The 12,753-nt window shown below is 64.3% G+C and carries 10 protein-coding genes; 5 read left to right on the top strand and 5 right to left on the bottom strand.

The annotated features are described in order from the left end of the window. Window positions 1–284, bottom strand: a 284-nt coding sequence (locus tag EOD07_RS06685; RefSeq protein ID WP_164772094.1) for a winged helix-turn-helix domain-containing protein, incomplete at its 3' end; no start/stop codon positions are given. Beyond that, on the bottom strand, window positions 281–1,717 hold the full coding sequence (locus EOD07_RS06680; RefSeq protein WP_245469912.1) for an FAD-binding oxidoreductase: 1,437 nt from the start codon (window positions 1,715–1,717) through the stop codon (window positions 281–283). The genes EOD07_RS06685 and EOD07_RS06680, both read right to left, overlap by 4 nt. Before the next feature lie 258 nt (window positions 1,718–1,975). Here EOD07_RS06680 and EOD07_RS06675 point away from each other — a divergent pair, with 258 nt between their 5' ends. Both EOD07_RS06675 and EOD07_RS06670 read left to right on the top strand, forming a co-directional pair. After that, window positions 1,976–3,154, top strand: coding sequence for a M24 family metallopeptidase (locus tag EOD07_RS06675; protein WP_127234454.1), 1,179 nt, complete (start codon window positions 1,976–1,978; stop codon window positions 3,152–3,154). Next, window positions 3,141–4,367: an amidohydrolase gene (locus EOD07_RS06670; RefSeq protein WP_127234453.1), complete on the top strand. Its 1,227-nt coding sequence runs from the start codon at window positions 3,141–3,143 to the stop codon at window positions 4,365–4,367. The genes EOD07_RS06675 and EOD07_RS06670 overlap by 14 nt, the downstream gene beginning before the upstream one ends. Before the next feature lie 32 nt (window positions 4,368–4,399). Here the strand turns inward: EOD07_RS06670 and EOD07_RS06665 are convergent, their stop codons facing one another. Further along, window positions 4,400–5,680: a M23 family metallopeptidase gene (locus tag EOD07_RS06665; RefSeq protein ID WP_127234451.1), complete on the bottom strand. Its 1,281-nt coding sequence runs from the start codon at window positions 5,678–5,680 to the stop codon at window positions 4,400–4,402. 301 nt (window positions 5,681–5,981) lie between these two features. On the opposite strand from EOD07_RS06665, the gene EOD07_RS06660 reads away from it, so the two are divergent. Next, window positions 5,982–6,983: a sterol desaturase family protein gene (locus EOD07_RS06660; RefSeq protein ID WP_127234450.1), complete on the top strand. Its 1,002-nt coding sequence runs from the start codon at window positions 5,982–5,984 to the stop codon at window positions 6,981–6,983. Further along, complete coding sequence (locus tag EOD07_RS06655) at window positions 6,980–8,116, top strand: GNAT family N-acetyltransferase (RefSeq protein ID WP_127234449.1); 1,137 nt, start codon at window positions 6,980–6,982, stop codon at window positions 8,114–8,116. Before EOD07_RS06660 ends, EOD07_RS06655 begins: the two co-directional genes overlap by 4 nt. Window positions 8,117–8,142: 26 nt before the next feature. On the opposite strand, the gene EOD07_RS06650 is transcribed toward EOD07_RS06655, so the two are convergent. Next, window positions 8,143–8,610, bottom strand: coding sequence for a peroxiredoxin (locus EOD07_RS06650; protein ID WP_073988595.1), 468 nt, complete (start codon window positions 8,608–8,610; stop codon window positions 8,143–8,145). A 95-nt stretch (window positions 8,611–8,705) separates the two neighbouring features. On the opposite strand from EOD07_RS06650, the gene EOD07_RS06645 reads away from it, so the two are divergent. Further along, window positions 8,706–12,131, top strand: coding sequence for a hypothetical protein (locus EOD07_RS06645; protein ID WP_127234448.1), 3,426 nt, complete (start codon window positions 8,706–8,708; stop codon window positions 12,129–12,131). Window positions 12,132–12,142: 11 nt separating this feature from the next. On the opposite strand, the gene tyrS is transcribed toward EOD07_RS06645, so the two are convergent. Then, a partial coding sequence (tyrS, locus tag EOD07_RS06640; RefSeq protein WP_127234447.1) for a tyrosine--tRNA ligase occupies window positions 12,143–12,753 on the bottom strand: 611 nt, incomplete at its 5' end.

Genomic DNA, 12,753 nt, shown 5'->3' with positions numbered 1-12,753 from the left:
TCCTTGAGCGCCTCGCGGTCGATGCGGATCGCGGCGCGCTGCTCGGGCGCCAGCACGAAGGCACCGACGCCTTGGCGCGCCTCGATCATGCCGTCGGCACGAAGCTGGGCGATCGCCTCGCGCACCACGTTGCGGCTGACGCCGAATTTTTCCGACAGCTCCTGCTCGGTCGGCAGCCGCGCGCCGGGGTTCAGTTCGCCGGATTCGATCTCGCGGCTGAGGAAGGCCGCGACCCGGTGCGGCAGCGTTTCGACGGTGCCGATGGCGGCCAGTCTCTGCTTCATGGAACAGTCTCCGTCGCGGGCAACAGACAGCCGGGATTCATCAGGCCCTTGGGGTCGAGGGCACTCTTCAGCGCCGCGACCATGCGGCGATGCGTCGGCGAAAGTCCGGCCCAGAATTCCTTGCGCCGGCTGCGGCCGATGCCATGCTCCGCGCTGATCGAGCCGCCAAGGCCGACGGCTATTTCATAGAGCCCGGCGATGACCTCGGCGCCACGCGCACGAGCCTCGTGTTCGGCAAGTTCGAGCGGCGGCAGCACGTTGAAATGGATGTTGCCGTCGCCGGCGTGGCCGTAGGCGAGGGGCATCCAGCCGGGATGATCGTTTGCGACGAAGCGGCGGGCCTGCTCGACCAGGGCCGGGATGTCGGAAATCTTCACAGACAGGTCGGTGCGCACATGATAGCCGCGCTTGGCCTGGCCTTCGACAAGACCTTCGCGGATCGCCCAGAAACTCCTGGCCTGCGCGGTGCTTGCGGCGAGGACCGCGTCGGTCACCAGGCCGTTTTCCATGGCATCGCCGAGGAAGCCGGCAAGCAAACCGTTGAGGTCGATGGCGGCGCTGGACGACAATTCGATCAGCACATGGACTGGCGCCGAGACCGGCGCTCTCATTGCGGGGTCGACCAGCCGGGCAAGCTCGATGCATTCCGAGCCGATGATTTCGAAGGCGGAGATCAGGTCCGAACAGTCGCGGCGCGCCCGGTTGAAAAGCGCGACGGCCGCCTCGAACGAGGCCAGGCCGAGATAGGCTGTCTCTGTTTTGGCCGGCTTCGGAAACAGCTTGACCTCGACGCGGGTGAGGATGCCCAGCGTGCCTTCCGAGCCGATGAAAAGCTGCTTGAGGTCATAGCCGCTGTTGTTCTTGCGCAGGCCGCAGATGCCGTTCCACAGCTCGCCATCGGCCAGCACCACTTCGAGGCCCAGGATCAGGTCTCGCGCCATGCCGTAACGTAGCACGTTGACGCCGCCGGCGTTGGTGGCCGCATTGCCGCCGATCTGGCAGCTGCCTTGCGCGCCGAGCGCCAGCGGGAAGAGGCAATCCCGCGCCTCGCACGCGTCCTTGATCGTCTGGAGCACGCAGCCGGCGTCGGCTTGCAGCGTGAAGTTCCCCGCATCGATCCGCCGGATGGCGTTCAGCCGCTCCAGGCTCAAGACGACCAGGCCGCCGCCTTTGCTGTCGATCGCGCCTGACACCAGGCCGGTGTTGCCGCCCTGTGGAACGACGCCCAGCCCGAGCTCATTGCACAGGCGCATCAGCGCCTGCACTTCGGCGACCGAACCAGGTCGCAGCACGGCAAGAGCGTCACCCTGATAATCGCCGGCCCAGTCTCCCAGATATTTCGCCATCCCAGCCGGCTCGACGGCAATGCCGTATTGTCCGACGGCACCTTCCATGGCGCTGAGGATTTCCGGCGAGAGGCGATGGACGGTCATAAGAGTTCATGTCTTGATATCGGGTGATGCATATCATCCTACAACTTGGTCCGAGTCAACGGCTCCGATAGCTGGCGGATAACCATCGGCCCACCGAATGGAGGCGCTGAAGTTGCCCATGCCGCCGATCAACGGCTGGGATAGGCCCTGCCTATGCGTTGTTCTGGCTGATTGCCGGTTGGTCAAAACCACCGCAATGGTGAACGAGGAGGAAGCTGCGGCTTGTTCCCGATCAGATCAGTTCGGTGAGGAGAAAAGATGATTGAACTGCCTTTTGCCCGCGCAGAATACCAGCAGCGGCTCGGAAAAATCCGCGCCGTGATGGCCAGGCGCGGCATCGAACTCCTAATCGTCAACGACGTCGCCAACCAGCATTACATCACCGGCTATGACGGCTGGTCGTTCTATACGCCGCAGGTCGTGCTTGTTCCGATCGAGGAGGTCGAGCCGGTCTGGATCGGCCGCGCCATGGATGCTGCCGGCGGCTTGCTGACGGCCTGGATGAAGCCGGAAAACGTGGTCGGCTTCCCGGAAGACCATGTTCAGCGCGCCGACCGTCATCCGATGGACTGGATCGCGGCCTGGATCGTCGCCAAGGGCTGGGGCAATCGCCATATCGGCATCGAGCTCGAAGCCTATTATTTTTCACCGAAGGCGCATGCGCGGCTCGTCGCCGGACTGCCCAATGCGAAATGGCACGACGCCGATCTGCTCGTGAACTGGATCCGCGCGGTTAAATCGTCGCCTGAAATCGCCTATCTGCGCAAGGCGTCGAGGCTGGCGCAAGCGGCGGTCGCGCGGGCCTACGAAGTCATTGCGCCAGGTGTACGCGAGTGCGACGCGATCGCCGCCATCCAGGCGGCGCAGATCGCCGGCAGCCCGGATTTTGCCGGCGACATCACCGCGTTGCCGCCGACGATCCTCGGCGGCGAAAACGCCTCCGCGCCGCACATCATGTGGAGCGACCGGCGGTTCGGAAAGGACGAAACGATCGCGCTCGAGCTGGCCGGCGTCTGCCGCCGCTATGCCGCCGGGCTCGCCAGGACCATGCAGCTCGGCAAGACGCCGGCGCGCGTCGCGGACACGGCAAAGGCCGTCATCGAAGGCATGGATGCTGTGCTCGATACCGTATGCCCGGGCACGACCGCCGAAGCGGTCGAAGCTGCCTGGCGCAAGGTCATAGAGCGTCACGGGCTCAAGAAGGAATCGCGCATCGGCTATTCCATCGGCGTTGCCTATCCGCCGGATTGGGGCGAGCATACGATCAGCCTGAGGCCCGGCGACAAGACGGTGCTTCAACCCGGCAATGTCGTCCATTCCATCCTGGGCATGTGGATGGACGGCTGGGGCATCGAGATCAGCGAGACCATTCTGGTAACCGAGACCGGCAACGAAACGCTGACGAAGTTCCCGCGGGATATCCATGTCAAATCCTGACCGGCCGTCTTCAGCGAGCGACACCGCGCCCGACATCGATGCCGGAATTCTCGATCGGATGATCGAGATCCGTCGCCATTTGCACCGCCACCCGGAGCTCTCGAACCGCGAAGCGGGCACGCAGCGCTATTTGCGCGAGATGCTGGTCGAGCAGGGGATTGCGGACATCCGCGACGTCGCCGGCTACGGGCTTGCCGTCGATATCGTCGGCACCGGCCGGCCCTCGAACCGCAAGGTGGCGATCCGAGCCGATATCGACGCCTTGCCGATCGAAGAGGAGTCCGGCGTCGACTTCGCGTCGGAAAATCCTGGCGTGATGCATGCCTGCGGTCACGATGCGCATGCCGCGATGGGCTTGGCGGTGGCCGCGCATCTCAATCGCTCACGCGACAGTTTCGGCGGAACCGTCCGCCTCATCTTCCAACCTGCAGAAGAGGACGAGCCGTCTGGCGGCAAACGGGTGGTGGAGGAGGGGCTTCTCGACGATGTCGATGCCGCGATCTGCGTCCATGTCGATCCGTATACGCCATCCGGCAAGGTCGCGGTCGGCTCCGGCCCCTACACTTTGGCGTGCGATACGTTCGACGTGCTGGTCACCGGCTCGGCGGCGCATGCGGCAAAACCCTATGAGGGTATCGACGCGCTGGCTATCGCCTGCTCCATGGTGGGCGAGCTGCAGAAGATCGTCTCGCGCGAGACCGATCCTTACGATCCGCTGGTCATCTCGGTGACCGCCATCGACGGCGGCAACGCCTACAACGTGACCGCCGGCAAGGTCGCGTTCAAAGGCACAATACGCAGCGGCAGCGACGCCACCCGTGAGCGTGCCTGGCGCCGGCTTCGCGAGATGCTTGAAGGAATAGCTGCAAGTCACGGCGCAAGCGTAAAGATCGACATCCACCGGGGCGAACCCGGCGTTATCAACGATACCGGGATGGCGGCCCTGATCATGGCCGGCGCCAGGGCCAGCATCGGCGTAGAAAATGCTCTCAACGTGCCGGGATGGAGCATTGCCGACGACTTCGGTTACTACAGCGAGAAACGCCCGTCGGTCTATTTCCGGCTCGGTATCCGCAATGAGGAGGCCGGATCGGTCTATCCGCTTCACCACGCCAGGTTCCGCGTCGACGAGGCCGCGTTGAAGAGCGGTGTCCTTACTCTGGTTTCGGCGGCAACGATGTACCTGGCCGGGCAGGAAGATCCCGGCGCTTAGCGTTTCGCCGGCGCCGGTGTCGGATCAGCCGGTCAAAGATACTGCGCGACCTTCTTGCCGACGGTCAGGAAGCGCAACGGGTCGACTGCCTCGCCGTCGTGACGCACTTCGTAGTGAAGGTGCGGGCCGGTCGAGCGGCCGCTGCTGCCGGTCTTGCCGATGATTTCGCCGGCGGCAAGCTTCTGGCCGACGGTGACATCGATCTCGCTCAAATGCCCGTAGCGTGTGGCAAAGCCGTTGCCATGGTCGACCTCGACCATGCGGCCGTAGCCGCCGGCCCAGCCGGCCCTGGTGACGGTGCCGGCGGCCGTGACCTTGGCCGGCATGCCGAGCGGCGCCCTGAAATCCATGCCGGTGTGCAGGGCGGCGCTGCCAAGGATGGGGTCGGTGCGGACGCCGAACGGGCTGGTCACCGCATGGCCCGGGGCGGGGTTGGCGAGCGGCAGCTTGCGCGCCTCCTTCTTGACCTGGTCGAGCGCGTCAAGCGCTTCGTCCAACTCCTTGACCTTGCTGTCGAAAGCCATTGAGGGATCAAGCGGAACCAGCGGGCCGCCGACATCGCTCTTGTCGAGCTCGCTGTCGACCGGCAGCCCCGCCGCTTCCAATGCCTGCACGATGCCATCCGCATTCTTGTAGGCGTTATCGGCAAGCGTGGTGATGCGCGAAAGCTGCTGGTTCTCTATGGCCTTCAGCGACGCATTGATCGACACGAACAGCTTATCTGCACGATCTGCGGCTGTTTCGCCATCGAGCGGGTCGGACCTCGTCGACCAGAGCGAGAAGGGCCTGGTGTCGCCCGCGCCCAAGGATGCGACGGAGTAGGTCGGCGCCTGCGAGAGGCTGCCGGTGACCTCGGCGTGCTCGTCCGGCTTGGGCGCCGCGGCCCCCGTCGCCTGCGCCTCGCCGACCTCGTTCTCGGCGCGTTCGAGGATCGGCCCGAGCCGTCCGTGCCGCTCGCTGAGCTGGGTTTGCCTGGCCAAGAGCTCGCTGACCTTGGTTTCCATCAGCTGCTGATCGAGAAGCTGGCGGCTGGTGATGCGGTCGACCTGAGCGCGCAGCGCCGAGATGCGGTCCTCGTAGGCCTGCTGCATGCGTGCCTGCCTGGCCGTCGTGGCGCCGATCAGGTCGTCGCGCAGCACAAGGTAGGAGGTGGCGAGCAGATAGCCAATGGCGATTGCCGCCAGGGCCGAGCCGATGAAGGCGGCGAGCCAGGGGCGGATGGTGAAATGCCTTATCTCGTTGCCCCGGGCGATGATGACCGTATGCGGTTCCTTGCGCCTGCCGAAGACCGCTGACTGACCGGTTGGTTTCACGGGGACCGAGCTTTCGTTACGGGGACCAACGATGAGCTCGATTACACATTATTAGGGTTAACAAAGGCTTGCCGTGCCGACTGCGCGGCGCCGAATGCACGCAGCACGGGCACGAGGTTGCGCGAAAATCTCCAGGACGCGGACGTCATGCCGCGTTGGCGATGGACACCAATGTTCTGCCAGGAGCAGCCTATGGCTCGCAGAGCAAAGGCTCGGGTTTCTTAACTGTCTTCGATTGCGTTTAGTTGACGTTTTTCGAGTAAAGGCGTGTTGGTATTTGGGATTCACCGTGGCGGTAGGAATGCTGGACGATCTGGTTGGCAAGATCCTCGACAAGATTTCGGGCACCAGTCTGCTGGCGACCGGGCTTTTGCTGCTGACTGCCTTTCTCAGCGCGCTTGTGGCCTATTGGCGCACGGTCGAGGAGAAGAGCTGGAAGGAGTTTTTCGAGTTCGCCATCCCGCACGAGGTCATCACCCATCCCTCCGCGAAGGCCGATCTTCTGTTCTGGGTCACCAAGAAGGCCCTTATGCCTTTCCTGATGCTGCCCGCCGGAATCGTCTTCGTCACGGCGGTGGGTTACGGGACCAACTGGCTGTTCTCGACACTGCTCGACTTCCAGCCGCCTCTGACCGAGGGGCCGGCAGGGCCGGTGACGGTTCTGATCTTCACCGTCAGCATGCTCCTCGCCTACGACATTTCCTATTATCTCTATCACGTCGCCCAGCACCGCTATCCGCTGCTTTGGGAACTGCACAAGGTGCATCACTCGGCCGAGGTGATGGTCGGGATCACCAAGGACCGGGTCCATCCGCTCGACGAGTTGATGAACCGAGCTTGGGACGGCATCATCGTGGGGTTCTGCTTCGGCATCTGGTCGCTGATTTCGCTGAACCTTGTCGAACTGACCGTTTTTGGCGTCAACGTCTACGTCATGCGTAACATTCTGATGATGGATTTCGTCAGGCACACGCATTTCAAGATCTCGTTCGGCCCGCTCAACCATTTGATCCTGTGTCCTCACTGGCATCAGCTGCATCACAGCGTCGATCCGCGCCACTACGACAAAAACTTCGGGCTGCTCTTCTCGTTCTGGGACCGGCTCTTCGGAACATTGTGTGTGCCGAGGCCTGACGAGGACTTCAAGTTCGGGCTGGTCGACCGCGATGTGCGCGACTATCAATCGCTCGCAGGCCTTTACGTCATGCCGCTCAAGCGGATGTGGGGACATATCGCCAGGCGCATCCGACCCGGAAAGTCAGGGTCACGCACCTCGCGAGCCTCGGAGGGGACACGGCCATGAACGCTCCCGTTGTGCTCGCAATCCCGCGGACACGCACCTTCGAAGTCGTGACATCGGCGGCGCGCCTGGCCGAGATCGCACCCGCCTGGAGCGCGCTCTGGCAGCGGGCTGGCGGGCTTGTCTTCCAGCACCCGGACTGGATCGCAGCCTGGTGGCGCACCACCCCGCAGCAGGAGCGGCGCGCACTCAGGATTGGGCTTGCCTGGAACGGCGACAGGCTCGATGGCGTGATAGCGCTCGCGACCTTCATGCGTTCCGGCATCCGCATACTCGAATGGGCGGCGAAGGATCACAGTGACTATGGCGACGCGCTGGTTGCGCCCGACACCGACCCGCAGGCGATCTCCCGCCTCTGGCAGTATGTTTTTGACCAGGGTGGCTTCGACCTGATCTACCTCAACCGTCTGCTGCCGGATGCCGGTGTTCATGCCCTGCTGGAACCGGTTCATGGCAAGGCGCTTCGGCCCAACCACCGCACTGAAATCAGCTATCGTGTCGCTGGCTCCTGGCAGCGTGGGGCGGAATGGTTCGAGACGTTGTCCAAGAAGGGCCGGCAGAACTATCGTCGTGGCCGCAAGTTCATGGAAGAAAGCGGTGCATTGCGTTTCCGGCTGCTGGATGCGGAGGACCCACGCGAGCCGGTGCTCGAGCGCGTCGCGACGTTGAAGCGCCTCTGGCTCGCTCGCCATGGTCGTGCCTCGGATCTGTTCGACAAGGGCTCGCCGGTTCTCGCCGCGCTCATCTCGGTGCTGGCCGACCTCGGCCTGTTGCGCATCTTCGTGCTGGAGCTTGACGACACGATCGTCGCCGTCTCGATCAATTTCGAGCAGCACGGCACGATGATGGCTTTCGTCACCACCTATGATCCCGAATACGAGCGCGCCTCGCCGGGTATGGTACTGATGATGGACTACATCCAATGGTCGTTCGACCGTGGCCTTGCCACGGTCGATTTTCTCTGCGGCGGCGAGGATTTCAAGCGGCGCTTCGCCACGCAATCAGTCATACTGTCGTCCATGATGGGCGCGCGCGGCTTGCGTGGCCATCTTGCCGCGCTGGCCGATAAGGTGAGCCATCGTTCGAAATCCTGGAGGACGCGGCGCCAGCCGAAGGCCGAGGCACCTGACGAGTAACGACCATAATTGTCGATTGGCGACGCTCAGAGCGCGCGAACGGCTTCCAGCACGGCCTCGGCATGGCCCTTGACCCGAACCTGGCGCCAGATGCGGGCGATACGGCCGTCCGTGCCGATCAGGAACGTGGCGCGCTCGACACCCATATATTTGCGCCCGTACATCGTCTTTTCGACCCACAAATGATAGGCCTCGATCACCTTGCGCTCCTCGTCGGCGACGAGATCGACTGTGAGATCGTGCTTCGCCTTGAATTTGTCGTGTTTCTTCACGCTATCGGGTGAGAGCCCGATCACCACGGCGCCGGCCTTTTCGAACTCAGGCTTCAACTGCGAGAAGCCGATCGCCTCGTTGGTGCAACCTGTGGTGTCGTCCTGCGGATAGAAGTAGAGTACGACGGGCTTGCCCCGGAACGCGGCGAGGCTGAGGGAGCCGCCGCCGTCACGCGGAAGATCGAATTGGGGTGCTGCGTCGCCCACCTGGAGATCAGCCATATCGATGCCCTTGTTTGCGGTTACGCGCGGGAGATCATCGATATAACGTGAGGCGGGGATTCGTCCACGACGAGTTCGTCACAACGGAATATTGCTTGGATCAGGAAGAACCGCAGCACGAGAAGATCAGGTTCAGGCGTGACGAGATCACCGACCTGGCGACGCTTCCGTCCGCCTGCAGCGTGCCGCCGCTTGGCCGCGCCGCGGTGCGGCGGCGCTTTCGCATTCTCGGTCGCGTGTTTGCCGGGCTTTGCGCGCTCGTGCTCCTGGCGGCGGCGGGCGTCTATGTCCTCGGCGCCTCGGGCATCGGCACGGAGCGCCTCCGGGCCGAGGCGGAGACCGCCATCGAGAAGCTCGCCGGCGTCGACGTCCACGTCGCCGTCGGCGCGGCGCGGTTGACGCTCGACGGGTCGAGCTTCGTTGCCCTGCAGGTGAACGACGTCAGCCTGAAGACGGCTGACGGCAAACCCATGGCCGATATCGGACGCGTGCGTTTCGGCATGCGCCTGCTGCCGCTGCTTTCCGGTGATGTCCGGCTGACCAGCGCCAGATTTTCCGACGCTCATATCGTGGTGGCCGCCATGCCCTCCGGCGGCGGCGACTGGACGGCGGCGCTGCGCAACCAGGACGGCCTTGTCGATCCGGAGAAAGTGTCGACGGCGGTGTTTGCCAGCGTCAACGACGCGCTGGATGCCGTGCGCGAGGACTCCATGCGCCAGATCGACCTGAGCAATGTCGAGTTCGATCTGCCGGACACCGGGCCGGCCAAGCGCGTGACCGTCGCTTCGGCGACCGTCGCGCAGAGCGGCACGGGAAGCATGCATGCCTCCTACGATGCCGATGTCGATGGCCGGCACGCGACCTTGGTCGCCTCGGCGACGCGCGATGCGACGGCAAGGCGCATTTCGTCGCTGGATGCCAAGCTCGAGATAGCCGGCCCCTCCGGCGAGGAAAATTCGACCGAGGCCGGCTCGTCCGAGGAGGGCGCGAAGCTGGGGTCGATCGCGTTGAAGCTCTCGGGCTCGGAGGCGTCGGGCGACAGCCCATCGCGCCTGGCGGCCTCGCTCTCGCTCAACGGTTCGGTGCTCGACCTGGACGAACGCGGGCTGCTGCCGACCGATGTCGATGCCGATGCCACGCTGGTGGCCGGTTCGAACAAGATCTCGGTCGACCGGCTGCTGATCAAAAGCGGCCGCTCCAGCTTCGATTTTGCCGGGTCGATCGGGCCGAAGCCGGCAGTGGCGGGAGAGGAACCCGCCTACCGCTATGACCTCACCAGCGATGGCTCGACGCTGGCACCTTCGGAATCGCCGGAACCGGCGCTTCAGTTCCTGGCCCGTATCGCCGGCGTTTACCAGCCGAAGAGCCGCAAGCTCGTCGCCGAGCAGATCGGCGTGCGCTCCGGCGGACCGGGTGAGGTGCTGGGCGCCGCCACGGTCGCCTTCGTCGACAACGGTCCGCCGGGCGTATCGTTGTCGCTCAATGTGCACGACATGCCGGTCTCGCATGTCAAGCAGTTGTGGCCGTGGTTCTCGGCCCGCAACGCGCGGCTTTGGGTGCTGGGCAATCTGTTCGGCGGCACGGTGACCGACGCCAATCTGCAGTTCCAGGTCGTGCCGGGGCGCCTGGGCAACGGCGTGCCGCTTACCGGCGACGAAGTGTTCGGCCGTTTCCAGATCGAAGGATCGCGCTTCGATACCGCCGGGCGCATCCCGCCGGTGCGTGACGCTGTCGGCGCCGTTGCCTTCCACGGCAACGATGTCGACATCGCGCTCTCCTCCGGCAGCGTCTACATGCCGAGCGGCCGCACGGTGGCGGCAAGCGGCGGCACGTTGACGATCAAGAACGCGAACCTGCCGATTGTGGTCGGCAAGCTCGATATCGACGTCGCGGGTGAGGCCCCGGCGATCGCCGAGCTTGCCTCCTATGAGCCGATCAATGCCATGCGCCATGTCGGACTGGCACCCGAGGACCTTTCCTTCTCCTTCAGCGTCCACGTCAGGGCTTACATTCCGCTTACTAAGGGCATGGACACCTCGACGCTCGATTGGCTGGTTTCGCTCGATTATCAGGACCTGTCGCTGGCGAAGCCCTTCGAGGACCAGACGGTGACCGAGGCCAATGGCTCGATCACCGTCGGGCCGAAGCAGGCGGTGATTTTGGCCGAGGCCAAGCTCAACGGCATTCCGGCCGAGCTCGATCTCGTCGAGCCCCTTGAAGATGATGGGCCGGCGCGCAGCCGCAAGGTTGCGCTGGTCCTCGACGACAAGACGCGCAATGCCAGCATGCCCGGCCTTTCGGACCTGCTCTCGGGAACCATCAAGGTGGCGATCGACAAGAGCGGCCAGGGCGCCCAGCAGGTCTCGGCGGACCTGACCAATGCCAGGCTCGACATTCCCTGGGCCGGCTGGAGCAAGGGTGCCGGCATCCCCGCCAAGGTCGCTTTCAACATGACAAAGTCCGGCAGCACCACCACGCTCTCGGATTTCGATCTCGACGGCAAAAGCTTTTCAATCGATGGCAATGTGACGCTGGTCAATGGCGCGTTGTCCACGGCCCGCTTCAGCAAGGTCTCGTTGAACCGGGGCGACGACGTCGCCGTTTCGGTGAGGCGCTCGGGCAAGGCTTATGCCGTCGACGTCAGCGGCGCGTCGCTCGATGCCCGCTCGCTGATCAAGCAGTTCACCTCGGATGTCGACACCGCGACGAAGGGCGCGGGCAGCGACGCTGTCTCGGTGAGCGCCGACGTGGCATCGCTGACCGGCTTCCATGACGAGGTGCTGTCCAATCTCAAGCTCGAATACAGCGCCGCCGGATCGCGCGTGAACGGGCTCAACGTCACCGCCGCGGCAAGCTCGGGCGCCGCGATCACGATCGACAACACCGCCAGCGAAGGCGGTCGAGTGCTCAGGGTGAAGTCCGCCGATGCCGGCGCGATCCTGCGCTTTCTCAACGTCTACGAGCATATGGAAGGCGGCGCGATCACGCTGTCGCTCTCGGGGTCCGCCGACGGGCCGATGAAGGGACAGGTGGACGCCCGCAATTTTTACGTCGTCAACGAACCAAAGCTCGCCTCGATCGTATCGACGACGCCGGCCGGCGATACGCGCAGCCTGAACGAGGCCGTCAAAGGCAATATCGACACGTCCAGGGTGCAGTTCGAGCGTGGCTTCGCCGAGATCGACAAGGGGTCCGGCTACCTGAAACTGGCGAACGGGCTGCTGCGCGGCCCGCGCATCGGCACGACCTTCCAGGGCACGCTCTACGATCCGAACAACAACATGGACATGACCGGGACCTTCATGCCGGTCTACGGGCTGAACCGCATCTTCGGTGAACTGCCGCTGTTCGGGCCGCTGCTCGGCAACGGGCGCGACCGTGGCCTGATCGGTGTCACCTACCGGTTGCGCGGCAACGCCAACAAGCCGACGCTCAACATCAACCCATTGTCAGTCGTGGCGCCCGGGATATTCCGCTCGATCTTCGAGTACAGGCAGCAGCCATCCCAAACCGCGCAGTAAGGTGCGGCCGATCAGACCGGCCGCACCAATACGTGCTTCTTCTTGCCGAGCGAAAGCTTCACAACGCCTTCCGGGCCGAGATCCTGAAGCGTGACGACGCGGCGGTCGTCGGTCAGCGGCTGGTCGTTGACGCGCACGGCGCCGCCCTGGATATGGCGGCGGGCTTCGCCGTTCGAGCCGGCCAGCCCGGCGGTGACAAACAGCGCCAGGATGCCGATGCCGGCCTCGATGTCCGACTTGGCCACCTCGACGCTGGGCAGGGTGTCGGCGAGCGCGCCTTCCTCGAAGGTCTTGCGCGCCGTCTCGCTGGCCGTCTCGGCCGCGTCGCGGCCGTGCAGCATGGCGGTGATCTCGGTGGCGAGGACCTTCTTCGCCTCGTTGATCTCCGAGCCGCCGAGCTTTTCAAGCCGCGCCACCTCGTCGAGCGGCAGCGTCGTGTAGAGCTTCAGGAAACGCCCGACATCGGCGTCCTCGGTGTTGCGCCAGTACTGCCAGAACTCGTAAGGGGAGAGCATGTCGCCATCGAGCCAGACCGCGCCTGATGCCGACTTGCCCATCTTGGCGCCAGACGAGGTGGTGAGCAGCGGCGTGGTCATGGCGAAGAGCTGCACGCCCTCCATGC

The sequence above is a fragment of the Mesorhizobium sp. M2C.T.Ca.TU.002.02.1.1 genome (assembly GCF_003997225.1).
Note: the sequence above shows the minus strand (reverse complement) of the source record. Positions and strands in the feature narration are given on the sequence as shown.